We start from the raw sequence: 25618 nt of genomic DNA, 5'->3' as shown, positions 1-25618 counted from the left end.
GCGTCCTCCTGCGATCCCTCGACCACCGCACCACCACCCGACAAACCACACAACGCGCTCTCACTGAAGCCGCTTGACATCCATAGGAGCATCCCGGCCCTGGGCGCCGGCCGTGGCACCGGCCCGGACCAGACTCCGGCCCGCACCGAAAGCAGCGGGGCCGGGCCGGCCCTGGCCGGTCTCGCGGAGCCCCGCGTCCGAAGGCAGGTACGACGACCGCTTCCGTCTGTTACGCCAATTCCGTGCTCGGCCGAGATAGGCCTTAACAAAAATGCACGCACTGCGCTGCGCTTGCATGTCGGGGTGCGGTTCGCTACGGTCATCACGACGCTGCAGACCGCGGGAAACGCGAAGCCCCTGGCAGTCGATGGCTGCCAGGGGCTTCGGAAGGCCGTGCCCCGGGTGGCGTGCTGAGCAGAGGCGGGCCCGGGGCTTTCAGGACCACGGTATCACCGTCACCGGTTCTTGCAACGGCCTGCGCAGGTGGAGCCGTGTTCAGAGGGGGAAGTTCGTGATCGAGAGGCTGCCGGAGTGGCTGGTCCGCGCCCTGTCCCGGCCGCGCCTGAGCAGGTATGTCGTGGCCGCGCAGGGCGAGCCGCTGACCGCTGTCCGTCTGTACTGGTGGAACGTTGAGATTTGCGGCGCTCTGTATGGCCCGCTGCACTGTCTGGAGTTGGCCCTGCGCAACGCTCTCCACGATCAGCTGAGTCGGAAGTATGGCCGATCGGATTGGTGGGAAGCGGCTCCTCTGGACGGGGTGACCAAGCGTCTCGTCATGGAAGCCAGGCGGAAGTGCGAGCGCAGAAGGGTAGTCCCCACAGCCGACAGTATGGTGGCGGAGCTGTCGTTCGGCTTCTGGGTCTCCCTGCTGAGCCGTACCTACGACCGGGGCATGTGGGTACCCAGCCTGCACAAGGCCTTTCCCTACTTGGACCAGCCGCGTAAGAGGCTCTACGACGGTCTGACCTCGCTGGTCCTCCTGCGAAACCGGATCATGCACCACGAACCCGTGCACCACCGTGATCTTTCTGCGGACCACGCCAAGATCTACCGCATGCTCGGCTACATCAGCCCCGAGCTGGCGATTGAGGCCAAGACGATGGATCGCTTCCCCGAGGTTTTCGCAGGCCGTCGCGCCTCTCTCGGTGGCACCCGAGCCGCGCGCTTCTGACCGGAGGATGATCTTGTGACGGACCTGAGGCAACTCGTCGTGACACGTGCCGACATCGCGCGCCTCGCGGGTGTCAAACGTCCTGCTGTGGCCAACTGGGAGCGGCGGCACCAGGATTTTCCCTCACCGGTGCCGGCATCCGGCCGTTCGGACACCGACGTCTTCCGAGCAGATGAAGTTGCCACTTGGCTGGGTCGGCGGACGGTGCCGGCGAACGTACGGCGGGAAGGGGAGCTGGCGGGTACGACCTTCGGCGATCGGTTCCGGGCAGGGCTGGACCGCGGCAATTTCAGCCCGCATGACTTTGTTCGCAGATTGCTGGCTGAGGCGGATCGATTCCGTGGACAGTTCTCCCCAGCCGAGAACATGCTGTTGCTGCTCGGGCTGGTCTACACATGGGGAACCAGCCCCGCGGCCCGTGCTTCGGCGACATCTGTGCGTACCGGTCTGTGCGCCGTGCTCGACCGTGACGTCGCAGGCCACGAACAGGTCGCCACTCTTGTTGAGGTTTTCAGCCAGCAGGGCCCAGGGACGCGAGCCCAGTGCGCGGCTGTATTCGACTTGCTGGTGGACCGATACCGGAGTGAGCACGGACGGCGGGAAGGAGGAGAGCTATTCACGCCGAAGTCTGTGGCGCGCACTATGGCACGCATGTTGTCCATTGCCGTCCCCCGGCCGCGCCGTGTTCACGATCCCTTCTGCCGTGCTGGGGAAGTGCTCACGGCGGTTCTCGCCGAGATACCCGAATCCGGGATCCGGCCACGCCTAACGGGTACGACTCCGAGCAGTGACGCTCTGCATCTCGCCACCATGAATCTAGCCCTCCATGGCGCGGAAGGCGCGGCCTTTCGCCTGGGAATGGAAGTCGAAGGGCCACGTGATGGATCCCCTTGGCCGAGCGGCATCGACTGGATCGTGACCAACCCGCCTTTTGCGCAACGGCTGTCCGCCTCCGAGGAGCAGCGGACCTGGCGCTATGGCCCGCCGGGCTCGCGGGGTGACTTCGCATGGCTGCAGCACGTAATGGACCAGTTGGCTCCGGGCGGGCGGGCCGCAGTGGTGATGCCGGAGGGCGCCGGGTTCATCGGCGGCCGCGCAGGGCGGATCCGTAGCGCGATGATCGAGGATGGAGCCGTCGAATGCGTCGTGGCACTGCCCTCGCGGTTGTTCGCCACCACGGGGATTTCCGTCAACATCTGGATCCTGGCACGGCCGGTGGACTGGCGCGAGGAAGTCTTGTTCATCGATGGCTCAGCGCTGGGCAGCATGATCAGCCCGACCTTGCGTGAGCTGACCGAAGGGGACATTGCCGCAGTGGTCGACGCGTACACCGCATGGCACCACGGAACGGAGCGAACCGAACCTGTTCCGCCCGGTGCCGGTGCCCTCGCCAGTCGTGCCCTCAAACTCGATGAGCTGCGGGATCGGAGTTACGTGCTCACGCCGCGATCCCTGACGGCTCCAGAGCTCCCGCTGATGAATCCCCAAATCACCGAGCAGGTTATTGCTCGTCGAATGGAACGGTTGGAGTCCGCCGCAGCACGGCTGCGAAAGCTCAGCGACAACTTGGAACGTTCCGGGAACCCATGGCGCGAAACAAGCTCTCGAATTGCGCCCAGTGGGAGAGGGGAGAGCCTCCCACCCGAATGGCGTCAGGAGCGGCTCGGCGCGCTGGCGGAGATCGCGGTCGGCCCAGGTGGACGAAGGCTGGACAAGGCGGACGACACCGGTCGCGGGATTCCCGTGGTTCGTCCTGCGGCCGTGCGCGGGCACCGGATCTTGCACGAAGGTGTGGCGTGGGTCCCGGAGGACGAAGCAAAGACTCTGACGCGCTACCGACTCCGGCCCGGAGACGTGGTGATGACGCGAACCGGCACCCTGGGCCGCTGCGCCTTGGTCACGGAAGCGGAGGAAGGGTGGATTTTCGGCACCCATCTGGTGCGGATCCGCCCCTCCGAACTCTCGTACCCCGACTACCTCCTCGGCTTCCTGGAACGTCCTGAGACCCAGAGTTGGATCAGCCGGCGGGCCAAGGGAACCGCCGTGCAGTCGGTCTCCTCAAGGGATCTGTACGACCTGCCCGTCCTGCTGCCTCCCTTGGCCGAGCAGCGGAAGATCGGGCGTGTACTGAACACCGTGGACCGACAGCATCGAGCACACACCGAACTGATTGCGGCGCTCGATGTCTACCGTGCCGAACTGGTGGATCTGCTCATGTCCGGTCGCGTCTCGCTTCCACCAGGGGAATGACCAGCTTGCTGCGCAGGGCCCGCTCACCACGTCGGCTACCTGCGGCAACAACGGCTCCCTCTACCCCTGGCCCCCTCGGACATGAGTCACGCCATGATCATTTGCCAGACAGGCCTGAGCGGGGGGCGGGCCTGGGTCCTCAAGACCACGGCGTCTCGGCGTCGTCGGCCGCGCCACGCCCGGTTCATCGGAGAGGATCCCGTCCACCCCTCGTGGTTCCCGTACGGCGCTCCGCGGCAGGCACAGTACTGCGCGGAACGGAACCGGAACCGGCACACCCCTACGGCCCCTTCGGGGCCCGGACCCAGGAGAGCGAGCCCATGAGCGCGAGATTCCAGGAACTCGACTGGCGACCGACCCCAATGGGGGAGATCAGCCTTCGGCGCCGCCGCCATCTCGCCTCGGACACCGATGTGTACGAGGTGAAGCTGGGCGACGAGTGGCTGATGTCGAGCATGTTCACGGCGGGAGAGATCGCCCTCGCGGACCTCGGCCTGGCGGCGTGCGCGGGCGGCGAACTGGACGTCGTCGTCGGCGGGCTCGGGCTCGGGTACACCGCCGACGCGGCCCTGAGGGACGAGCGCGTCCGGTCGCTGCTGGTCGTGGAGGCCCTGGACGCCGTCGTCGAGTGGCACCGCAAGGGGCTGGTGCCGCTGGGCGAGGGCCTGACGTCGGACCCCCGCTGCCGCCTCGTCCAGGGCGACTTCTTCGCGGGGGCAACCGGAACCGCCGGCTTCGACCCCGAGACGCCCGGCCGCCGCTTCCACGCCGTACTCCTGGACATCGACCACTCGCCGGAGCACGTGCTGCACCCCGCCCACGCCGGCTTCTACCGGCCCGAAGGGCTGCGCGCCCTGGCGGAACACCTGCATCCCGGCGGGGTATTCGCTCTCTGGTCGAACGACCCGCCGAGCGAGGACTTCCGCTCCGCGCTCGCGCAGGTGTTCCCGGATACGGAGGCGCGGATCGTCACCTTCGACAACCCCCTCCAGGGAAACACGGCCTCCTGCACGATCTACGTCGCCCGGGGTCGGTGAACTCTGCTCGCACACATGCGGAATCCGTCCGACGGCACGCCGGCGCGGTTCCGCCCGCGCGCTTCCGGTCCCGGCCGCCCCGGGTTCCCGAAGGCGTCGTCGTCATCACGGCCGGCAAGGCGCCAACTGTGAACACTCCGCGAAGAGATGTGCACTCAATCAACGCATCAACTCCCCGAATGTGTGCGTCGGCGACTAGAGTTCCCCCCTACAGCGGGTGTGGCACACACCACGCTTCATGGTGGCCGCTGCGGACCGGGGAGGGTCCGCCGGCCGTGCGCTTGGGGGTCGGGACATGCTGGAGATGGTCAAGGGAGCCAACGTCGGGCTGGCGGCTCTGAGCGAGGACACCGGCGCCGTGGTCCTGAGCCTTTCGTGGTGCAGTACGGACGGTGACGGGGACGCGGACGTCTCCGTGCTTCTCCTGGACGCGAACGGCAAGGTGCGCGGCGACGCCGACTTCCTCTTCTACAACAACCCGGTGGCGGCGGACGGCAGCGTGCAACTGCTCGGCAAGACCCCGACCGCCAACGGCAGCGAGGACCGGATCAGCCTCGACCTGGCCACGATGGCGCCGGAGGTGGAACGTGTCGTCCTGGCGGCCAGCCGCTACGGCGGCGCCCGCTTCGGCGATCTGGACGACCTGCGGATGACGCTGGCCGACCGAACCGGCGAGACCGTCCTCGGATTCTCGATCGACGACGCGACCGTGGAGAGCGCCTTCCTCTTCGGCGAGCTGTACCGCCGTGCCGGGGAGTGGAAGTTCCGCGCCGTCGGCCAGGGTTACGAGACCGGGCTGGCCGGCCTGGCGACGGACTTCGGCATCGACGTGGACGACGCCCCGGAGGAGGAGCCCGACGAGCCGACGGCGGCAGAGGAGACGCACGGGGCCGCGACGGGCACGGCCAAGACGGCCGGCGTGGGAGGCGTGGGCGGGAACACCGCGGAGACGGCCGGCACACCCGGCGCCGACGCATCGGAGGCAACGCCCCCGGCCCCGTCCCCGGCACCCGAACCCGCGCCCGGCCCAACAGGAACGCCCGCCCGTCCCACCACGACGACCACCGTCCCCGCCCAACGCCCGGCCCCCGCGGCCGAAGCCACCTCCCCGGGGCCCGGCCCGGCCGAGGCCGCCGCCCCCGCCGTGCGGCGCCCCCGTACCGCCAAGAAGAAGGTGACGATCCCCCGGGCGGCCAAGAAGTCGCTCGCCGAGAACGACACCTGGCGGCAGGCCCGGCTCTTCCCCGCCCCCGCCCTCAAGACCGACCGGGAGCGGGAGACCAGGGCGACCTCCGTCCTGCTGTCGGTGATGGCACAGGTCCCGGAGTTCGGGCGCCGGCTCACCGCCGCCTTCGGGGCGCCGGCCGGCCGGACGGAGACCTTCGCCGAGGTCTCCCTGCCGCACGGGGACACCCCCAGGCGCCCGGACGGCGTCATCCGCGTGGAGCGCGCGGGCAAGCTGTGGACCGCCCTGGTGGAAACCAAGACCAACGGCAATCCTCTCAAGCCGGACCAGGTGCAGGCCTACATGGACATCGCCGCCCGGCGCGGCTACGAGGCCGTCATCACGCTCTCGAACGACGTGGCCCTGGACGGCAGGCCGCTGGTCGACGTCAAGATCGACAGGCGCCGCAAGCACAAGGTCGCGCTGTGGCACCTCTCCTGGGCGGAGGTCGCGCACCAGGCGCAGATGCTGATCCGCCACGAAGGCGTCGGCAACGCCGCCCACGCCTGGCTCCTCCAGGAACTCCTGCACTACCTCCAGCACGACAACTCGGGGTGCCACGGCTTCCAGAACATGGGTCCGGCCTGGGTGCCCGTGCGCAGGGGGATCGACGAGGAGACGCTCTGCGCGGGCGACCCGCGCGCGGTCGAGGTCGTGGAGAGCTGGGAGCGGCTCGTCCGCCAGGTGTGCCTGCGGCTCGGCGGCGAGCTGGGGCAGAAGGTCCTGCCCGTGCAGCGCGCCAAGCGCGGAACCGATCCCGACACGCGTCGGGCGGCGCTCGCCGAGAGCTTCTGCCAAGACGGCCGGCTGAGCGCGGAACTCCGTGTCGACGGATCCCGGGGCGTCCTGGGCATCGTGGCCGATCTGCGCACCGGCAAGCTGCGCACCTCCGTCGAGATGCCCGCGCCGGACCAGGGGTACCCGCTGAGCTGGGCCAAGCGCCTGATCCGTCAACTCGCCGAGGCGCCCGCCGACACCCACATCGAGACACTGGTCGACGGCCCGGCCGCGGGGCCGCGCGGCACCCTGGAACGGCTGCGGCCGGAACCGGCCGACATCCTCCCGAAGGACGGCGCCGCGATCAGCGGCTTCCGGCTGTCCCTCTTCAAGGGCATGGGCAGCACCCGCGGCAACGCCGAGTCCGGCTTCATCCGCAGCGTGGACGACGCGGTGGACCGCTTCTACGCCGGTGTCATCGCCCACCTGGACAGCGGCCGGCCGGGACGCCGCCCGCAGACCGGGTGAGGGCCGCCGCGGGATGACGGCCGGCTTCGGGGGCGGCGCGGGGACGCGGGCGCGGCCGGAGGAGCGCGCCGCCGGCCGGGGCCGGTGCCGCGGGAGCCGGTGTGTTCAGCGGACGTCCGAGGACGCCAGGACGATGAAGGCCTCCAGCGAGTCCTTGGCCCGGCCCCCCTGGGCGCTCAGCTCCGCCTTGGACCCGGCCCGGGGGATGTCGGAGGTCAGCTCGTAGGCCTGGCGGGCCGCGTCCACCACCGTGGCCGAGCTGGCTATGAGCTGCACCCGGAACAACGCGTGCAGGGCCGTGCCGCGCAGGCGGTGGGCCTCCAGACGGGCCTCGAAATGGGCCGGGCCGTCGGGGTCCTCGTCCCGGCGATGCCAGCGGTCGTACTGGCCGCGCCGGAAATCGGCCACGGCCCCGGCGAAGTCGCTGTAGACCTGCATGCGCTCGGCCCGCAGTTGCTGTGCGGCGGCGAAGTCCTGGGCGCGGCGGTCGGCGGTGCGCTGGAAGAAGTGCGTCACGGCGGAACCGAGCAGGGTTCCGATCACGGCGATGAGGGTCGGGAGAGTGGCGTCCACGCGGAGCAGGAGACCACAGACTCATCCGCCGCGGACCCGGTTTCGGACGGCGGCCCCGGCCTCGGCCCCAGCCTGCGGGGAGGCGGGGGCGCCGTGCACCGGGGCCGCCGTGCACCGCAGTCGCCGCGCACGGCAGTCGCACCGCAGCCGCCGTGCAACGGCAGTCACCGTGCACCGGCGGCCTGCCGCGCACCGCGTCGCGTGGTCCGCAGCAGGCCGGGCGTCGTGATGTCCGCCGGTTCGCCGGTTAGCGATCCACCGGTCCGCCGTTCCGTACGGAGGGCGGGGAGGCTCAGACCATGGCCGCGGGGGCCACGGGCGAGTCGGCGGACACCGGCTGGTACGGGACGCGCGGGACCGCCGGAACCGCCGGCTCCATGGGCCCGGTGACCGGCTCCGGGCGGTGCCCGGTCTCCGTCATGGCGTCCGTCATGGTCTCCGCCAGGCTGTCCGCCCCGGCCCCCGCCGCGACCGAGGCGCCCGTCTCCACGCCGCTCCGGGCCTGGAAGGGGCACTGCCAGTCGGCGGGCTTCCGGCTGCCGGAGTAGCGGCGGGCCTCGGAGAGCTGCTCGTACTCCTGGAGGTTGGGGTTGATGTCGCCCTGCAGCTTGATGTCCTGCTTGCGGATCTTGTCGGCCAGCCGGTCCCACATCCCCGCGGCCTTGATCCGCTTGAACTGCACATGGGAGTTGAAGGCCAGCATGGGGAAGGGCGGGCGCCGGCCGAGCCGGACGTGGTTGGGGTGCAGCCCGATCACGAAGAAGGGGTGTCCGGCGACGCTGAACGCGAACTCGCCGGACTGGGCGTCGGAGGAGTAGCCCGGGGCCCAGCGGTAGGTCTCCGCGTCCTGCTCGTGGAGGTCCTGGAGCACCTGCCAGAGGTGCTCTTCAAAACCGGCCTCGTCCAAGCCGCGGGGGCCCTCGAAGGTGGCGATGAAGCTGGTGAAGGAGCGGGAGTCCCAGTCGGCCGACCCCACGAACGCCTCGAGGTCGAGGGCCATGAGGCGGGCGGAGTCGCCGCTGCCGAACCGCTCGTAGTGACGGTGTGTGATACCGCCCTGACGCCATGCGGAGCGCCCGGCCAGACAAGAGAACCTGTCGCCCAGTAGAAACTTCTCAACCTCTGCACGCGCAGAAGCGTTCACAGCTCACCCTCCTTCCGCCACATCCGACGCGGAGGGCGATCAATTCCGGCATGTACGTCCTGGGCGTCCGCCCCGGCACACACATGAAAAGCTGCGCGATCGCGCAGGTCAATAGTGTCTGGAGGCGGAAAGAGACGGGTCTCTCCTTCGCCGTCGGCGAAGACGCCACGGCCATTGTGCGGGCGCGAAGCCGATCAGCGAAATCCGCTGGCAGGGACCGCTTTTCGCGGGGCTGCCGCAGCCCGTCCCGCGCCACCGGAATCTCACGCGACGTGACCGGAGGCGGACGATCAGCGAACACGGAGAGTGAGGCCCGGACGCCCCGGCGGCGGTGGCGGGCCGTTCCGGGGAAGGGCCCGGCGTGCGCCGGGGCACGGCCCACGGGCCGGAAACGGCTGGCCCGTTGAGCGGGACGTGGCCGAAAAAAACCTGTCATGCGGGGGTCGCCGATGCCGATACGGTGCGCGCATGGCACACGTGACCGACGATACCCGGACCGATCACCGTGCTCTCGCAGCGGCCGCCGTGACCGTGGTGCTGTGGGCGTCGGCCTTTGTCTCCATCCGCGCATCGGCTGAGCACTACGCTCCGGGCGCGCTCGCGCTGGGACGGTTGCTGATCGCTTCACTGGCCCTTGGCTGCGTCTTTCTGATCAAGCGGGGCACCCTGCCCGACCGCCGGGCATGGCCGGGGATCGCCGCCTCCGGCGTGATGTGGTTCGGCGTCTACATGGTCGCGCTGAACTGGGGCGAGCAGATGGTGGACGCGGGCACGGCGTCCATGCTCGTCAACATCGGACCCGTGGTGATCGCCCTGCTCAGCGGCTGGCTCCTGAAGGAAGGGTTCCCGCCGCTGCTGCTGGCCGGGATGGCCGTCTCGTTCGCGGGGGCCGCGCTGGTCGGGCTGTCGATGTCCGGAGGCGGGCCGTCCTCCCTGACGGGCGTGCTGCTCTGCCTGGTCGCCGCCGTCACCTACGCCGCCGGGGTGGTGGCGCAGAAGCCGGCGCTGCGCTACGCGAGCCCGATGCAGGTGACCACCTTCGGGTGCTTCGCCGGCGCCGCCGTGTGCCTGCCGTTCGCCGGGCAGTTGCTGGCGGATCTGCCCGAGGCCCCGCTGCCGGCGACGCTCAACCTCGTCTATCTCGGGCTCTTCCCCACCGCGCTGGCCTTCAGCACCTGGGCCTTCGCGCTGAACCGGACGACGGCGGGGAAGCTGGGCGCCACCACGTACGCCGTCCCCGCGGTCGTCGTCCTGATGTCGTGGATCACCCTGGGTGAGGTGCCCGGCTGGCTCACCCTGCTGGGCGGCGCCGTCTGCCTGGCCGGCGTGGCCGTCTCCCGTCTCCCGTCCCGGCGGCCCGCGGCGCCGGCGACTCCGGCGGCTCCGGCGGCCCCGGAACAGCCACCCGGGCCGGTCACGGAGGCCACCGGGGAGGGCCTGGACGCCCGCAGGTGAGCGGCGCGGACGGATCGGCGGGGGCCCCACCGGCGCGGACGGCGCGCAGGAGCCGGCGCGCAGGAACAGCCGTTGCGGACGGGCACGCAGAGGGGGCCCGCGCCCATGCGCCGTCCCCGTACATCCACGAACGCGTAGCGCGGGAGAATCCGGTATGAGCAGTTCCGCTGACGACCAGTACCGCAAAGCCACCGCGTTCCGGGCCCTGCACACCGGCCCCGAGCCCTTCGTCGTCCCCAACCCCTGGGACGCGGGCACCGCCCGCCTGCTGACCGGCATGGGCTTCGCGGCCCTCGCCACCACCGGTGCGGGCTTCTCCTACACCCTGGGACGGCCGGACGGCGCGAACGCGGTCGGCCGGGACGAGATCCTCGCCAACGCCCGCTCGATCGCCGCCGCGACCCCGCTGCCGGTCTCCGCCGACCTGGAGAGCGGCTTCGGCGAGACGCCCGAGGACGTCGCCGAGACCATCCGGCTGGCCGCGGCCGCCGGCCTCGTCGGCGGCTCCGTCGAGGACTCGACGGGGCGGGCCGAGGACCCGGTCCGCCCGATCGGGGAAGCGGTGGACCGCGTGGCCGCGGCCGTCTCCGCCGCCCGCGAACTCGGTTTCCCCTTCACCGTGACGGCACGCGCGGAGAACTTCTTCCAGGGCAGGCCCGACCTGGACGACACGATCCGCCGCCTGCGGGCGTACGAGGAGGCCGGCGCCGACGTCCTGTACGCCCCGGCCCTTCCGGACGCCGACGCCGTGCGGGCGGTGTGCTCCGCCGTCGGCAAGCCCGTCAACGTCCTGATGGGCGGCCCGCTGCGGCTGTCCGTCGCCGAGCTCGGGAAGCTCGGCGCACGGCGGATCAGCGTCGGCTCGTCGATGGCGCGGGCGGCGCTGGGAGCGCTGGCCCGGGCCGCGGCCGAGATCCGCGAGCAGGGCACCTTCACCTACGGGGCGGACGCCCTGCCCTACCCCGAACTGAACGCACTGCTCGGTCCGGGCGGCGACCCCGCGCCGTGAGCGACTCCGCCGCCGGCGCCCCGGCGACCGCCACCGTCGCAGTCGACCATCACGTCTTCCTTCTGGCCGAGCCGGGCATGGCGGCGGCCGGACTCCCGCTGCCGGACAACGGCCTGATCGGCTCGCTGCCGGGCAAAGCGGCGGTCTACACCGGCGCCGCCGGCGGACGGGTCACCGTCACGGTCCGGGCCCGCGCCACCCCGCCCGGCACGGTGGAGACCGCCGGCTGGGACGAGGTACTGGACCACAGCCTCACCGCCCCGGCCGGGATGCCGGGGAGGTGACGTCCCCGGACCCGGGGACGCGCCGGCGACGCGCGAACCCGCCCGGCGCGGGGAGCTGTGCCGCGACGATCGCGGCGAGCGAGAGCCCGAACCCCGCGAGCTGGACGGGACCGAACGTCTGGCCGAGCAGCACCGCGCCGAGAACGGCGGCGACCAGCGGCGAGAGCAGGACGAGAACCGCGACGGAGCCGACGGGCAGGGCGCCGATGCCGCGGAACCACAGGACGTAGGCCAGCAGCCCGCCGACCAGCCCCAGCCAGAGATAACCGAGCACGGCGCCCGGACCGACCGCGGGAGGAGCCCCCTCCGCGAGGAAGGTGACCGGCGCCAGAAAGAGGCCCCCTGCGGTGAGCTGCCAGCCGGCGAACGCGGTGGCGCCAACCCCGGCGGGCCGCCCCCAGCGCTTGGTGAGCGTCACCCCGAGCGCCATCGTGGCCGCGCTCGCCAGGCCCGCCACCACGCCGACGGCGTCGAAGGCCGCGCTCGGCCCGATCACCACCAGACCCACACCCGCGACGCCCGCCACCCCCCAGCCGAGGCGCCAGGCGGACAGCCCTTCGCGGAGGACCACCACGGCGAGCACGGCGACGACGAGAGGCTGCGCCGCCCCCAGAGTGGCGGCCACACCGCCCGGCAGCCGTTCGGCCGCGGTGAACAGCAGCGGGAAGAACAGCCCGATGTTCAGCACACCGAGCACCGCGGCCTTCCACCACCACGCCCCGCGCGGCAGCGTGCGGGTGAGGGCGAGGGCGATCAGCCCGGCGGGTAAAGCGCGCAGGAGCCCCGCGAACAGCGGGTGTCCCGGCGGCAGAAGCTCGGTGGTGACGACGTAGGTCGTCCCCCACACCACGGGAGGAAGCGCCGTCAGGGCGGTGCGCGGCAGATGACGGGGTCCGGGGAGGACGCCGGCGTCGGTGTTGCCGGACACCCTCGTTCCGGGTGGGCTCGGTGCGGACGGGCTGTGCGCGGGTGGGCTGGTCATGACCGGAAGTCTCATCGTGCTGCGACCTATGAGTCCAACACATGTTCGTCAACGCATCGATCTCGGTTGACGATTGATCCATGGACCTCCAGCAGATGCGCTACGTCGTCGCCGTCGCCGAGACCAACAACTTCACCCGGGCCGCCGAGCGCTGCCGGGTCGTGCAGTCCGCCCTCAGCCACCAGATCGCCCGCCTGGAACGGGAACTCGGCGCGAGGCTCTTCGAACGCACCAGCCGCCGGGTGCGGCTGACACCGGCCGGTGCGGCGTTCCTCCCCGCCGCCCGGCAGTGCCTGGACGCCGCCGAGCGCGCGGCCGCCGAGGTCGCGGCGGCGGTCGGGGAGGTCCGGGGACGGCTCGCCGTGGGGCTCATCCCGACCGTCGCCGCGGTCGACATCCCGGGCGCGCTGCGCGACTTCCGCCGCCGGTACCCGCAGGTCCGCGTCAGCCTGCGGGTGGGCGGGAGCGAACACCTCGCCGAGCAGGTCGGAGAAGGCGCCGTGGACGTGGCGTTCCTGGGGCTGCCGACGACGGCACGGCCGCAGGGAGTCGCCGCCCGCGTCCTCGCCCGGGACCGGCTCGTCGCCGTGGTCGCCCCGGACCATCCCCTCGCCGGTGAGCCGGCGGTCGGCCTGCGCCGGCTGTCCAGCGAGGTGTTCGTGGACCTCCCGGCGGGGACGGCCGGACGTCTCCAGTCCGACCAGGCGTTCGCGGCCGCGGGCCTCGACCGGGACGTGGCGTTCGAGGTGAGCACCGTGGACCACCTCATGGCCCGGCTGGTCGCGCAGGGCCTCGGCATCGCCCTGCTGCCCTCCGCCTACGTGCCCCAGCTCACCGGCGTCACCACCGTCGAGGTGACCGACGCGCCGACGCGGACCGAATACGCCATCTGGAACCGAGCCGGCCGCACCCCGGCGGCGACGGCTTTCCTCGACGTCCTGGGGATACAGGCGGCTCTGTCCGTCCCGGGTGCTCCGGCCACTCCGGCTGACCCGGCCACGCCGACCGTCCCAGCGGCCCCGACCGGCCCGGCCGCTCCGGCCGCCGTCACAGCCGTCCCGGAAAACGCGCCCATCCCGGCCACGGGCGACGGCACGGCATGAGAAACGGACTCCGAGCCCGGCTGGGGGGACGCGCTACTGCCGTGCAGGCTCGCTCACACCACCGGCTCTCCGGCACGCCCGGTGCCCTACGTGTCCCCGGCGGCACCGATGCCATCGACGTCACCGCTGTCCCCGTCGGCCCCGGTGACGAGCTGCTGTGCACCGGTGCCGAAGGGGTTGTCGATCGCGTACCGCCAGCGGCCGTCCGGGCCGCGCCGGGCGACGTCGGTGGCGGTGCCCCCGACGTGGACGGCCCGTCCCTGCCGGTCGGTCCCGTCGATGGACCAGTCGACGATCAGCAGCGCCAGATCCCCGTTCCGGTAGACGTGCCGCGGACGGACGGAGATGGGGACTCCGAGCTGCTGCAGACGGCTGTTGGCGGCCAACAGCTCCGGCCCGGTGACCGGCGTCCCCGGTCGCGGCACGAGTACCGCCGCGTCCTCGTACACCTGCGCCAGCGCGGCGGGGTCGCCGCTGTTGAACCGCTCGGCGAACACCGCGGGCACCTCTTCGGGCCGATGGGCCAGTTCTCGCATGATCGACGAACGTCCTTCCGGGCCGGGAGAATCGAAGCGCCCCACACGTTAGGAGGCGATCTCGTGGCTCACCGAACGGTTGGTCACCCGGCGGGACTTCCCGACGACCCGCACGCGAACGTCACGGCGCCCACCCCCGGCTGCCCGGTGGAGATTACGCTGACGGCCCTGCGCGGACGCTGGACGACGCTGGTGGTCCGCGAACTGCTGCGCGGCGAAAGCTCGTACAGCGAACTGCGCGCGGCGCTGCCCACGCTGTCGGACAAGGTGCTGTCCGACCGGCTGGCGCAGCTCGCCGAGGCGGGCGTCGTCGACCGCGACCGCCGGCCCGGCTGGCCGCCGCGCGTGCGCTACGCGCTCACCCCGCGCGGACAGCGCCTCGGTCCCGTCCTGCAAGCCCTGTGGGACTGGGGAGCGGAGACCACCACGCGCGAGGGCGCGACGGAGACCGACCAGGGGGCAAGCCACCGCGGCTGACCGACCGGGACGTTCGCGAGCCCTGGCCTCAACTGGCGGCAAGGCCAACAGCAGCGGGAAGGGCACCGGCATCCGGCACCGCATGCGTGACCGTAGCCGTGAGGGCGACCGCAGCGGTGAGGCGACCGCGACCGCGACCGTGACCGCATCCGCGACGGGATCCGTGACCGAGCCCGCGCTCGCCGGCATGCCATGGAGACCGCGGCAACCGAGACGATCGCGTATGCGGACGAGCGCGAGCGCCATGTACCGTCCGGGCGGCGGCGACTTCACTGGAGTCATGACACCTCACGCGCAGAACACCACCCCCGCCCACACCTCAACCCCCGCCCCCGTCCTGATCGTCGGCGGCACCGGAAAGACCGGACGGCGGGTCGCCGAGCGCCTGCGGGGCCTCGGCCGCCCCGTGCGGATCGGTTCCCGCAGTGCCGCGATCCCCTTCGTCTGGGAGGACGAGAGCACGTGGGAGGCCGCGCTGGACGGGGTCTCCGCCGCCTACGTGACGTACTACCCGGACCTGGCCTTCCCCGGGGCGAGGGAGGCCGTCGAGCGGTTCGCCGCTGTCGCCGTGGCGCGGGGCGTCCGCCGCCTGGTGCTGCTCTCCGGCCGGGGCGAGGAGGGCGCCGTCGCGAGTGAGGACGCTCTCAAGGCGTCCGGGTGCGACTGGACGGTCGTCCGGGCCAGTTGGTTCAACCAGAACTTCAGTGAGAGCTTCTTCCTGGGCCCGGTCCGGACGGGAGAGCTGGCGCTGCCCGCCGGAGACGCCGTCGAGCCGTTCGTCGACACCGACGACATCGCCGACGTCGTGGTCGCCGCGCTGACCGACGACCGCCACATCGGCAGGACGTACGAGCTGTCCGGCCCACGTCTGCTGAGCTTCCACGACGTGGCCCGCGAACTGTCGGCGGCCACCGGCCGGACCATCACCTACGTCCCGGTCGGCGCGGACGACTACCGGGCGGCGCTGCGGGAGGCGGGCGAACCGGAGGAGATCGCGGACCTGTTCACCCTCATCACCGACGGCCGGAACGCCAGACTGGTGCACGGTGTCCGGGACGTACTCGGCCGGGAACCACGGGACTTCGTGACGTACGCCAAGGAGGCGGCGGCAACGGGGGTCTGGGACGCCTGACCCGGCCACGGGCATCGGGCACCGACCGACGGACGGGCGCAGACCGGCCGGCACGGCGCCGGAGCGACGGGGGCGGGACGGACATCGAACAGCGCGACGGCGACGAGGTGACAGGTGACGGCGACGAGGAGACAGGTGTGGACATGCTCAGCGCCCTGCTGGAGAGCCCCAAGGCGCGCGGCGCCTTCCTCCTGAAGTCGGTGTTCAACCCGCCGTGGGGCCTGCGCATCGAGGACCGCGCGCCCCTGTCGCTGGCCACCCTCCTGCACGGCTCGGCCTGGGTGCTCCGGGAGGGGGCCGCGCCGGTGCGGCTGGCGGCCGGGGACGTGGCGGTCCTGCGCGGCCCGGAGCCGTACACGCTCGCCGACGACCCGGCGACGCCGCCGGGCGTCACCGTCGGCCCGGACCAGCGCTGCAACACCGCCGGCGGCGAGGACGTCACCGAGACGATGGCGCTGGGGGTGCGCACCTGGGGCGAGCCGCAGCGCGCGGGCTCGACGGTGATGCTCAGCGGCACCTACCAGGCACCCAGCGAGGTCGGGCGCAGGCTGCTCGCGGGCCTGCCGACGCTGCTGATCCAGCCCGCCGCGGCCGTCCGGACCCCGTTGGCCGGCATGCTGGCCACCGAGGTGGACAGGGAGGACGCCGGCCAGGAGGTGGTCCTCGACCGACTACTGGACCTTCTGCTCATCGACGTCCTGCGCTTCTGGCTCACGGAACCGGGCACCGGCGCGCCGCGGTGGTTCCGGGCCCAGAGCGACCCGGTCGTCGGACCGGCACTGCGGCAGCTGCACGAACGCCCGGCGGAGGCGTGGACGGTGGCCGCGCTGGCGTCGGCCGCCGGGGTCTCCCGGGCGGTCCTGGCCCGGCGCTTCACCGAACTCGTGGGCGAACCGCCGATGTCCTACCTGACCGGCTGGCGCCTGACCCTCGCCGCAGACCTCCTCCGCGACCCGGACCTCTCCCTCGCCGCCATCGCCCGGCGGGTGGGCTACTCGACCCCGTTCGCCCTGAGCACCGCGTTCAAACGCGAACGCGGCCTCAGCCCCCAGGAGTTCCGCACCGGCACCGGCACCGGCCCGACCGCTCCCGCCCCCGACCCCACTTCCTCCACCGCACAATCGGTGATCCTCAGCCACTGATCCCCGGCCGGGGCACGCCCGCCGGGACCCCGCCGGCGCGGGCTGAGAGCTGCCCGCAGACCACCGACCGCAGACCACCGACCGGGACCACGGCCCCGGAACCGCCGAAGGCGGCGAGCAGCAGACCCCGCCCCCACACCGCCGCCGCGCACACCAACGCCGCCACAAATCCGTGGTGGGAGACGGGACCTAGGACCAGCGCCCGATGGGCTCACGAGCACCGGCTCTCTAGGCTCTGAGCCACCCGCCGGCTCACGAGGGGCCCGCGCGACCAGGAGGCATCGTTTTGCCGGTTGACGCCACGGCCCACATCCGCATCGCCCGCCCGTCGCGCGACCTCCGGGCCGCGGAACGGTTCTGGGTCTCCGGCCTCGGTCTCGACGTCCTGTACCGGCACGCGGCGGACGGTACTCCCGGCTTGCACTCACTCCTCATGGTCGGTTGGCCCGGCGCCGCCTGGCACCTGGAACTCGTCCACGATCCCGCCGCCCCCGTGGACCCGCAGCCGACCCCCGAAGACCTGCTGGTCGTCTATCTCGGCGAACCGGTACCCGACTCCCTGGTGGAACGGCTCGAAACGCACGGCGGCAAGCGGGTACCCGCGCACAACCCGTACTGGGACACCTGGGGCGTCACCCTCCAGGACCCGGACGGCTACCTGCTGGTGCTGTCCACCCGGACCTGGTCCAACGCGTAGAGCATCACCGTGGCTCCCCGAAGCAACCACCTGACGGTCGGACGGGAGCCCCAGGACCGCCCCGGGCCCCGGCTCCGGCCCTACGCGTCCGCGGCCGGCCCGGGGGAGTGCCCCCCGGACGGCGGGGCCGGGGACGCCGCGTACCGGGCGCGCAGCTCGCGGCCGACCCCGAACGCCGCCGCGGTGACCGGTACGGCGAGGAGCACGCCGACGATCCCGGCCACGGACGCGCCCGCGGTGAGCGCCACGAGGACCACAGCGGGGTGCATCCGCACGGTCCGGCTCTGGACCACCGGCTGGAAGATGTTCCCCTCCAGCATCTGGACCACGAGCACCACGCCCAGCACCCAGAGCGCGATGGCGAGCCCCCGGTCGGCGAGCGCGACCAGCACGGCCACGGCGCCGGAAGCGAAGGCGCCGAGATAGGGGACGTAGGCGCCGATGAAGACGAGCGCGCCGAGCCCGAGGGCCCCCGGCACGCGCAGGACGAGCAGGCCCGCGGTGATGCAGACCGCGTCGATGAGCGCCACCACGGTGGTGCCCCGCATGAACCCCTCGACGCCCTCGAAGGCCCGCCGGGCCATCGCCTCGACGGTGTCGGCGCTGTCGCGCGGGACGAGCGAGCGCAGGGTGTCCGCGGCCCGGTCGGAGTCGCGCAGGAAGAAGAAGACCAGCAGCAGCGCGAGCACCGCCATGCCGAGCGCCTGGACGGCCCAGCTGACCCCGCTGACGACGCCCGAGGCGGCCGATCCGCCGAACCTGCCCAGGACGCCCACGGCATGGTCGGCGAGATCCTCCAGGGAGGTGCCGGACGCCCCGAACTGATCGGCCAGATCCCGCACCGCCCTGCGCAGCGAGTCGACGATCTGGTCCCAGGTGTCGACCAGCGCGATCGTCACGACGTACACGGCACCGCCGACCGCTCCGAGGACGGCGGCGCAGGTGAGCCCGGCGGCGAGGGAGCGGTGGACCCCCGCCTTCACGAGCCACCGGTGCAGGGGGAGGAGCAGCGCGGTGCCGAGCAGAGCGAGCAGCACCGGAATGACGGCCGGCCGGAACGCCACGCTCAACCGGATCCCGATGTAGACGACGCCGGAGACCAGCAGGATGACGGCGCACCAGGCAGCGAGCCGGCGGACGGGTGTCGGAAGCAGCTGCACGCCGCCCAGCGTACGCACCGGCCGCGCCGGCTCCGCCGAACGGCCCGCGCCCGCTACGTCTTCTGCAGGGTGCGGGTGACACCGGCGACGACGGCGGTCGTCAGTACCCAGCCGACGGCGATCAGCAGGTAGGCCAGCCACTGGAGACCGCCGTTCGACCAGTACCAGGCTGTGCGCTGACCCAGGCTCCCGATGGGGATCAGGAGGTCCAGCGTGTAGACGAGCGGCTGGAACGGGGCTCCCTCCCCGGGCTTGCTCGGACTGGGGGAGTGCGTGCCGAAGGACAGCGTGCCCAGCAGGGTCAGCGCGAGGAGCCAGACGCCGGCCAGCCAGGGGCGGTAGCCATAGCCGACGGTGACGTCGAGCAGGTGCCCCCACGCACGTGCGGCCCAGGGCAGCGTCCGGCGCCGGTGGCGCTGTTTGGCCAGGAGCACGCGCCGGGCGTCGTCGTCGTGGCCGATCCGGCGGTACCAGTCCGCGAGTTGCATGTACGGCTGCGGGGCATAGCCGGGACTCCGCCGGACCCACGCCAGGCGACGGGCCACCTCGTCCCCGGCGGGAGTTTCCTCTTCACCCGCCGCGTGCACGGTGTCGCCGTAGCGGATGGAGCCGTAGGTGAATCCGTCCAGCCGGACCTTCTCCGGCCAGCTCTGTTCGTCGTCCCGGCACCAGGCGGCGTGTGCGGAGCGGAGGTCCACCGTTCCTGCGGCCGGCGCGGCGGTTGAGTAGTCGAACTCCCCGACCTGCATCGCCGCACAATCGAGGGCTATGCCGGTGCCTCTCAGGTGGGCTCCCGCGAAACTCAGCAGACCTCCTATCCGGGCCCTCCGCAGCCGCACTTCCCCCTGTGCGGTGAAACCCTCCGAGCAGTCCACGGCCGAGGCGGCCACGCCCCCTGCGGCGAGTGCGACGCCGCCGGCGTTCTCCAGCCGTGCGGCCTGCAGGAACAGGCCGCTGCGGAGCTGTGCGCCGGGTAGCCGCAGCCCGCCTCGTGTGGTGAGCCGCCGGCCGAAGAGAGCACCCTCCACGGCGAGGCCGCCGGCCAGCACGGCCCACTCTCCGGGACCCGAGACCTTGGTGGCCGTGAGGAGCAGATTGCCGGCCACATGAGCGCCGATGAGTACGAGGGAGCCGCCTTCGGCAACGGATCGCCTCAGATCCAGGTCACCTCCGATGCGGGCCAGTTCGGCGTCGATCCCGGGAAGCCGGCTGTCCGTGATCTCGAACGTTCGAGTCGTGGCACCGCGCAGGCTCACGGCCTCGTCCAGTCGGCAGTCCTTCAGCGAGACCGTGTGACCGACCTCGGCTCCGGACAGGTCGAGACGGCCCGTGACGCGCGCGCCGGTGAGCCGCAGAGCGGCGACGGCGCCGGCCCGGTCACCGTTCGCGCCGAGGAGCAGCGCCGCCACGACAGCCGCACGAACCGTACGCTCGGGCCCCCATCGGGCGCCCGCGGCGGGATCGTCCGTGGCGGGGCCACCGGTGCGCAGATCAACTCGGTGCCCCTGGGGAAACGCATCCCACAGCTCGCGCTCCGGAGAGGACAACTCGTCATAGGAGAGCACCCACGCAGAATAGTGAGCCTGTCTCAGGTCTACCTCGCCGTTCCACCGGGATCAGTCGGACGGCTTCGTCCCGTGGCATACGGCAAGCCCGCCGACCCCGTACTGCCTGGGGAAGTCGAACGCGCCATCCTTACCGCGCCCGCGCACGGCTGGGAACCAGAGCACTCTGGATTTGTCCTTCCGCTCGCCGGACGGATGAACGAGCGGATCAATGGCGGGCGTTGGCGAGCCCGACGGCTCGGAAGCCCGGGCCCGGTTGCCGGGATGCGGCTGGTCGGTAGTGACGACCAACACTGACCCATGCCCGAGATCCCTCGCGTACCCGCCCACTGGCGCTTTCCCGCCCGCCCAGCCTCCGTACGGCATGCACGGCATGCACGGCCCGCCCGGCACGCCGTCGCCACATCGCTGGCCGCAGGCCCTTCGCCCCCTACCTCGGCGACGACCACGCCCTGTGGACCTCCGAGCCGGCCGCCACCAACGCCGTCCGCCACGGCGCTGCCCGGCGGCCGGGCGCCTGGCATGGGCTGGTTCCAGCCAACTTGCGGCGTTGATTGTCGGTGCACTGACAATCTCCGAGGTGTCCTCTAGCCTTCGTGGGCCGACGAAATTGACCCAGGAGGGGTCAAACACACGCCGTCACTCCGAACAGTGACATCGCGTCGTTTCCAGCGCCACGCGAGTCGCGAACTCCCCCCACATGACCTGCCATCGCGCTGACCGACGGCACAGGAACGCAGGGGAGGGGTTATGCGGAAGAAAAGCCACGTGCTCAAGCACTTAAGAGCGACAGCGATACTCCTGTCGATCGCGCTGCCCGTCGGGCTGGTGAACCTGCCGGCCACCAAGGCGGAAGCCGCCGACAAGGTGCGGACCCCGCCGGCCGCGTGCGCGGGCATGACCGCGCCGGGCGAGGACGGGAACTCGGTCGACGACGAGAACCATGCCGCCATCCGGCTCGACCTGCCGGCTCCCGACGAGGAAGTCGCGGTCGACGAAGAGGGCAAGATCGACCTCTCCGGTGTGCTGCACAAAAAGGCGAGCATGGTCGACGTCTCCATGGGCAAGGTGGTGTCGGCCGACTTCACCGTCGGCCCGCCGCCGGACGGCGTGGCGGGGTGGGCCTCGTCGTGGGAGACGCGCCTGCGCCCGCCGCAGCTCGGCGAGAACCTGGTGTGCACCCGCGCGGAACGCGATCCGAAGCGGTTCGCGCGGATCCTGCGGTCCTTCACCATCGTCGACAGGATCGCGCCGAGCGACGTCACCGGCCTGAGCGTCGGCGACGTCACGCACACCTCGGCCACGGCGAGCTGGGACCCGGCCACCGACAACTACGGCCTGGCCGGATACGAGATCCGCGTCGACGGCGGGCCCGCGATACGGACCAACAGCGCCACCCGCTCGTACACCATGACCGGCCTGCCGGCCGAGAGCGAACACACCGTGTCCGTGGTCGCCGTCGACCTGGCCGGCAACAAGTCGGCCGTCCCCGCCACGGCCACCTTCCGCACCGCCGAGACACCGCCCGACCCCGATCCCGAGCTGACGCTCGACGTGGAAGAGGGCTCCGCCCTGGCCACGTGGCAGCCCGACCCCAACGGGGACGTCACCTACCGCGCCTTCCTGGACGGCCGGCTGCACGACGAGTTCCCGATGGAGCAGTACTGCCTGGACGCCGAGGGCGAGCAGGCGGACCCGTGCACGGCGGACAGCGTCATCGAGTACCCGATCGAGCCGCTCGAAGCGGCCACGTCGTACACGCTGCGGATCGAGGCGGTGGAGGAAGACGGCACGCAGTGGCGGGACTTCTCCGGCGGCTTCATCACCAAGACCGTCGCACCCTCGGTGCCCGACGAGGTCACGCAGCAGGTCAGCAGCGAGAGTTCGCAGTGTGCCGCGCAGGGCGGCGACTTCTACATCGCGCCGAGTGTGCGTTCCGCCGTGACGGTGCCGGGCGGCAGCACCGAGGTGTTCCCCGGCTGCTACACCGCCGCGGACGCCAGTTGCGTCGAAGAGCACATGCCGCCGGAGGAGGACGAGTCGTTCGACTGCTCGGACGATGTCACCGGGCTGCTCCGCGACGTCTCCTCGCCCGGCGGCGGACCGGCGCTCTCACCGCTGAACCCGTCCCCGACCAGCGACACGACGCCCTTGTTCGACCCGGGCAACCCGGTCCAACCGGTCGCCTGGTGCCTCCAGAGCGGCGCCTGCACGCTGCTGCTGGCACCACCGGCGACGGCGGCGGCGGGTGCGGGAGTCGCGGCCACCGTCTCCGCGGTGATCTTCTGGGTCGTCGTGATCGCGGCGGCGATCGTCATCGGGGTCGCGCTGGGGGTCATCTGGTCGATCATCGACGCCAGCCCGATTGCCATCGGCGGCCTCCTCGAATACCCGGTCGACCACGCCACCGACTTCGACACCTACGAGGACTGGGGCCTGGAAGAGGGCCGGTGGTACCACAGCCTGACGGCCTACGCCCAACTCATCAAAACGACGAAGGAGATAGCCGACGAACACCAGATGCCCTTCGCCTGGACCAGCACCGAGGACTCCTACCTCCGGCGCACCATCGACCAGGCCTGCGCCGCCCTCAAACAGACGGGCACCAGCACCGCCCCCTGCGACGACGACTTCGCCGTCTACGTACCGGGCGGGAAGAACCACAAGTTCGTGGACATGCAGCAGACCGGGGACCACATAGTGGCCGCCATGGGCAACGGGGGCTATCCGCAGCCCCCCGGACGGATCGCGTGGCTGGCCCCGGGACGCAGCATCGACGGTCAGGCCGCGCGGGCGGCCGGCCACCGGCGCGGCTGGTTCAACACGCTGGCGTTCCGGCCGAACGCCTGCGACAACCGCGGGGGCCAGGTCTGCGACGAGTTCCCGTTCTGGGCGACGGACCAGGCGGTCAACCTGTCGGGCCTGACCGCCGACTTGAAGCCGGTGCCTCGCCGGGAGGCGAATCCGCAGGGCAATGACATCTCCGTGTTCCACAGCAAGTGCAAGGTGAAGAACGGGGAGAAGTTCATGGTGCTGCCGCTCAAGTCGTGGGTGTCGGCCGGCGCCCCGAGCTTCGGCATCCGCGTCAACGGCAGCGGCGCCAGCGTGTGCATGCAGCCGTCGCCGTAGCGACCGACCGCGGTCCGCTGCCGCGCCACACGACGCGGCAGCGGACCGCCGGTCCCAGGGCGACGCGGTAGTGGACTGCCGACCTGAGCGCGACGCGGCAGCGGACTGCCGGCCCCGCCCGACGCGGCAGCGGACCGCCGGTACCCCGCCCGACGCGGCAGCGGGCCACCGATCCCGGCGCGACGCGGCAACGGACTCCCGGCCCCCGCCCGACTGTGGAAGGCTTCCGCCATGCTCGATGACATGACCGTGTTGCGTGACGCGGTGGCGGGCTACCGGGCGGCCGCCACGTCCGCGGGCCTCGACTGGCCCGCGCCCGCCACCCCGGCCCCGGCGCCTCCGGACCTGGTGCACCGGCTGTTCGACGTTAACCACGTCCCCGAGCAGCTGACGTGGCTCCAATCCCAGGGCTGGGATTCCCAGCGGCTCCTGCCCGACGGCGGACTCACGCTCCCCTGGCCGAGCGACGGCGACGCGCTCGACGACCTCTCACTGTCGATCGGCGTCCCGTTCCCTTGGCGCCATCAACTGCCGCTGTTCCACTTCGAGTACCTCTTCTACACGTTCGTCCTCGCCGGCGACCACGAGGGCGAGATCTGGCGCTACGAGTACCCGCCCGACACCTGGGACGCGGTACGGGCTGCTCCCAGCCTCGCCGCGCTGTTCACCGAGTGGACGAAGGGAATCGAGGCCGGTGCCGTGCGCCTGGACGACTCCACGGGCTGGCTCATGGTCGGCTCGGGCACCGGCAACGACGACGACACGATCCGCGAACTCGCGGAACGGGCCCCGGAACTCGACCCGCTGGCGTTCCCGATCTCCATGCCCAACCACCCGCTGCTCCGCACCCGGCAGGCCGAATGCGGGGTCGACCCGAACTCCGTCACCCCGGACCGGGCCCCCGAGATCATGGACGAGCTGACGGACGAAATCAGCGCCATCCGCGCGTCCCTCAGCGTGTAGAAGCCGGGAGGCCGCCGGGAATCCCCCGTGTTCCGCGAGCGCATACAACGGACGCCCGCGCGGGGTGCACCGGCCGGCGTCCGGTCCCGCCACTGCGGGTAACGGGCGCTGCGGGGGACGGCCGCCACCCTCGCCGCCGGTGCCACCGAAGCCGGGGTCCGCGCGGGCGGGCCCTACAGCAGGTGGTCGGCCTTGCCGGCCTTGATGTCGGTGATGAGGGTGCGCAGGGCTTCGAGGGAGTCGGTGAGGTAACGGTCCTCCTGGCCGTTGAGGGCTATGTAGCCGTTGCCGTCGGCATCGGTGCCGAGGCGGAAGCAGTTGTTGCCTTCTGCACAGAAGGGGGCTTCCCACGTGATGACAGGCATGAGGGCTCCTCAGAGTTCGCGGGCGACAGTGTGGATGAGCTCCCGGGAATTTTCGGGGTTCAGAGAGTGCGCGTCCATCCAGTCGAGGTGGGCGCGGAACTTGGCGAGTTGCGCGTCGGCGTGGAGAAACTCGCGGCCGTGCGTGGAGTCCAACTGCACCGTGTCGAGCTGCGGCACGGGGCCTTCGGCGTACAGGAGGGCGTGCCCCGCTCCGGGAAAACCGTCACAGTCGGCGGGGATGATCCGCAGAGTGATGTTGTCGCGCTCTGACATGGCCTGTAGATGATCGAGTTGGGTTCGGGTGACCTCGCGCCCACCGAACCGCATGCGAAGCGCCGCCTCGTGGATGTACCCGATGTACGGCAGCGAGATCGGCGCATCCAGAACCTGCTGCCGGTCCATCCGATGCTTCACGCGCAACTCAACTTCAAGGCGGGACATTTGCGGCAGCCCGGAGTTGAACACCGCACGGGCGTACTCCTCGGTCTGGAGGAGGCCGGGCAGATGGACGATCTGCCCGGTAAGGAGGCGCTTGGCGTGCCACTCGAGCTCGGCGATGTCGAGCAGTCCGGAGGGCAAGGTGCCGCGGTACTGCTCCCACCAGCCCGGTTCCGTTTCGCCGGCCATGGCCGCCAAGGCGTCGACGTAACTCTGGTCGGAACAGTCGTAGTTGCTGGCCAGCGTCCGCACTCGCTCCGGGCTCGTGATCCGGGTGCCCGCTTCCATGTTGGAGATCTTCGCGCGGTCCAGGCCCAGCAGACCAGCCGCGTACTGAGTGCTCGCACCAGCCGCGACGCGGAGTTTGCGCAGCTCAGCGCCAAGTCGCTGTTGGCGTTCCGTGGGTGCGCTTCGCATCGACATGCTGTCCTCTCTGCCCGGCTCCGTCAGTCTGCCGCGCTTCTCACCCTTGCTCCAAACTCGATCGTGGCAATTTGCCAAAGAATTGGTGGCGTCGTGCCACAAGAGGTCGCTAG

At 71.5% G+C, this 25618-nt stretch carries 22 protein-coding genes; 14 read left to right on the top strand and 8 right to left on the bottom strand.

The features are described 5' to 3' along the window. Positions 1–511 precede the first annotated feature (511 nt). The 4 genes from IF83_RS0119555 (at position 512) to IF83_RS0119540 (ending at position 6928) form a co-directional block, all read left to right on the top strand. Positions 512–1171 carry a hypothetical protein gene (locus IF83_RS0119555; RefSeq protein WP_030545867.1) on the top strand — a complete coding sequence of 220 codons (660 nt, stop codon included), beginning with the start codon at positions 512–514 and terminating at the stop codon, positions 1169–1171. A gap of 15 nt (positions 1172–1186) precedes the next feature. After that, positions 1187–3421, top strand: a complete 2235-nt coding sequence (locus IF83_RS0119550; protein WP_030545865.1) for an N-6 DNA methylase — start codon at positions 1187–1189, stop codon at positions 3419–3421. A gap of 320 nt (positions 3422–3741) precedes the next feature. After that, positions 3742–4458: a polyamine aminopropyltransferase gene (locus IF83_RS0119545; protein ID WP_030545863.1), complete on the top strand. Its 717-nt coding sequence runs from the start codon at positions 3742–3744 to the stop codon at positions 4456–4458. 304 nt (positions 4459–4762) lie between these two features. After that, positions 4763–6928 (top strand): TerD family protein, encoded by a 2166-nt coding sequence (locus IF83_RS0119540; RefSeq protein ID WP_030545861.1) that lies wholly within the window; start codon positions 4763–4765, stop codon positions 6926–6928. A 105-nt stretch (positions 6929–7033) separates the two neighbouring features. On the opposite strand, the gene IF83_RS0119535 is transcribed toward IF83_RS0119540, so the two are convergent. Both IF83_RS0119535 and gntA read right to left on the bottom strand, forming a co-directional pair. Then, entirely contained in the window at positions 7034–7501 is a 468-nt protein-coding gene (locus IF83_RS0119535) for a hypothetical protein (protein ID WP_037680537.1), read from the bottom strand. A 292-nt stretch (positions 7502–7793) separates the two neighbouring features. After that, positions 7794–8645 carry a guanitoxin biosynthesis heme-dependent pre-guanitoxin N-hydroxylase GntA gene (gntA, locus tag IF83_RS30445; protein ID WP_078843631.1) on the bottom strand — a complete coding sequence of 284 codons (852 nt, stop codon included), beginning with the start codon at positions 8643–8645 and terminating at the stop codon, positions 7794–7796. 468 nt (positions 8646–9113) lie between these two features. Here gntA and IF83_RS0119525 point away from each other — a divergent pair, with 468 nt between their 5' ends. The 3 genes from IF83_RS0119525 to IF83_RS0119515 all read left to right on the top strand — a co-directional run bounded on the left by IF83_RS0119525 (position 9114) and on the right by IF83_RS0119515 (position 11393). Next, positions 9114–10100 (top strand): DMT family transporter, encoded by a 987-nt coding sequence (locus IF83_RS0119525; protein WP_051722963.1) that lies wholly within the window; start codon positions 9114–9116, stop codon positions 10098–10100. A gap of 154 nt (positions 10101–10254) precedes the next feature. Next, positions 10255–11109, top strand: coding sequence for an isocitrate lyase/PEP mutase family protein (locus IF83_RS0119520; RefSeq protein WP_030545852.1), 855 nt, complete (start codon positions 10255–10257; stop codon positions 11107–11109). Further along, a complete protein-coding gene (locus tag IF83_RS0119515) occupies positions 11106–11393 on the top strand; it encodes a hypothetical protein (RefSeq protein ID WP_030545850.1) in 288 nt (95 codons plus the stop codon). The genes IF83_RS0119520 and IF83_RS0119515 overlap by 4 nt, the downstream gene beginning before the upstream one ends. Here IF83_RS0119515 and IF83_RS0119510 read toward each other — a convergent pair. Then, entirely contained in the window at positions 11362–12375 is a 1014-nt protein-coding gene (locus IF83_RS0119510) for an EamA family transporter (protein WP_078843630.1), read from the bottom strand. The two genes, IF83_RS0119515 and IF83_RS0119510, sit on opposite strands and share 32 nt — an antisense overlap. Positions 12376–12455: 80 nt before the next feature. Between IF83_RS0119510 and IF83_RS0119505 the strand changes: the two genes are divergently transcribed. After that, the gene (locus IF83_RS0119505) at positions 12456–13478 is read left to right on the top strand and encodes a LysR family transcriptional regulator (protein WP_078843629.1); all 1023 of its coding nucleotides are present in this window, start codon (positions 12456–12458) and stop codon (positions 13476–13478) included. A gap of 86 nt (positions 13479–13564) precedes the next feature. Here the strand turns inward: IF83_RS0119505 and IF83_RS0119500 are convergent, their stop codons facing one another. Next, positions 13565–14014: a YybH family protein gene (locus IF83_RS0119500; protein WP_051722962.1), complete on the bottom strand. Its 450-nt coding sequence runs from the start codon at positions 14012–14014 to the stop codon at positions 13565–13567. 63 nt (positions 14015–14077) lie between these two features. Between IF83_RS0119500 and IF83_RS0119495 the strand changes: the two genes are divergently transcribed. From IF83_RS0119495 to IF83_RS0119475, 4 genes are all read left to right on the top strand, one after another. Beyond that, complete coding sequence (locus tag IF83_RS0119495) at positions 14078–14491, top strand: winged helix-turn-helix transcriptional regulator (protein ID WP_244177131.1); 414 nt, start codon at positions 14078–14080, stop codon at positions 14489–14491. A 280-nt stretch (positions 14492–14771) separates the two neighbouring features. Continuing rightward, entirely contained in the window at positions 14772–15623 is an 852-nt protein-coding gene (locus IF83_RS0119490; protein WP_030545842.1) for an NmrA family NAD(P)-binding protein, read from the top strand. A 137-nt stretch (positions 15624–15760) separates the two neighbouring features. Next, complete coding sequence (locus IF83_RS0119485) at positions 15761–16765, top strand: AraC family transcriptional regulator (protein ID WP_030545840.1); 1005 nt, start codon at positions 15761–15763, stop codon at positions 16763–16765. Between the two features lie 286 nt (positions 16766–17051). Next, entirely contained in the window at positions 17052–17462 is a 411-nt protein-coding gene (locus IF83_RS0119475) for a VOC family protein (RefSeq protein ID WP_030545837.1), read from the top strand. Between the two features lie 80 nt (positions 17463–17542). Here IF83_RS0119475 and IF83_RS0119470 read toward each other — a convergent pair whose 3' ends face one another. Beyond that, the gene (locus tag IF83_RS0119470; RefSeq protein ID WP_030545835.1) at positions 17543–18622 is read right to left on the bottom strand and encodes an AI-2E family transporter; all 1080 of its coding nucleotides are present in this window, start codon (positions 18620–18622) and stop codon (positions 17543–17545) included. A gap of 53 nt (positions 18623–18675) precedes the next feature. Continuing rightward, positions 18676–20187, bottom strand: coding sequence for a hypothetical protein (locus tag IF83_RS0119465; RefSeq protein WP_030545833.1), 1512 nt, complete (start codon positions 20185–20187; stop codon positions 18676–18678). A 750-nt stretch (positions 20188–20937) separates the two neighbouring features. Here IF83_RS0119465 and IF83_RS0119460 point away from each other — a divergent pair. Further along, complete coding sequence (locus IF83_RS0119460) at positions 20938–23316, top strand: fibronectin type III domain-containing protein (RefSeq protein WP_030545832.1); 2379 nt, start codon at positions 20938–20940, stop codon at positions 23314–23316. 243 nt (positions 23317–23559) lie between these two features. Further along, the gene (locus IF83_RS0119455; protein ID WP_208605914.1) at positions 23560–24279 is read left to right on the top strand and encodes a hypothetical protein; all 720 of its coding nucleotides are present in this window, start codon (positions 23560–23562) and stop codon (positions 24277–24279) included. A 173-nt stretch (positions 24280–24452) separates the two neighbouring features. Here the strand turns inward: IF83_RS0119455 and IF83_RS0119450 are convergent, their stop codons facing one another. Further along, positions 24453–24644: a hypothetical protein gene (locus tag IF83_RS0119450; RefSeq protein WP_030545828.1), complete on the bottom strand. Its 192-nt coding sequence runs from the start codon at positions 24642–24644 to the stop codon at positions 24453–24455. A 9-nt stretch (positions 24645–24653) separates the two neighbouring features. After that, the gene (locus IF83_RS0119445) at positions 24654–25505 is read right to left on the bottom strand and encodes a helix-turn-helix domain-containing protein (protein WP_030545826.1); all 852 of its coding nucleotides are present in this window, start codon (positions 25503–25505) and stop codon (positions 24654–24656) included. Positions 25506–25618: the final 113 nt, after the last annotated feature.

It is taken from the genome of Streptomyces albus subsp. albus (assembly GCF_000719865.1).
In the GTDB taxonomy this organism is placed as follows: Bacteria; Actinomycetota; Actinomycetes; order Streptomycetales; family Streptomycetaceae; genus Streptomyces; species Streptomyces albus_E.
The sequence above is the reverse complement of the archived record's forward strand: the minus strand, read 5'-3'. Positions and strand labels throughout refer to the sequence as shown.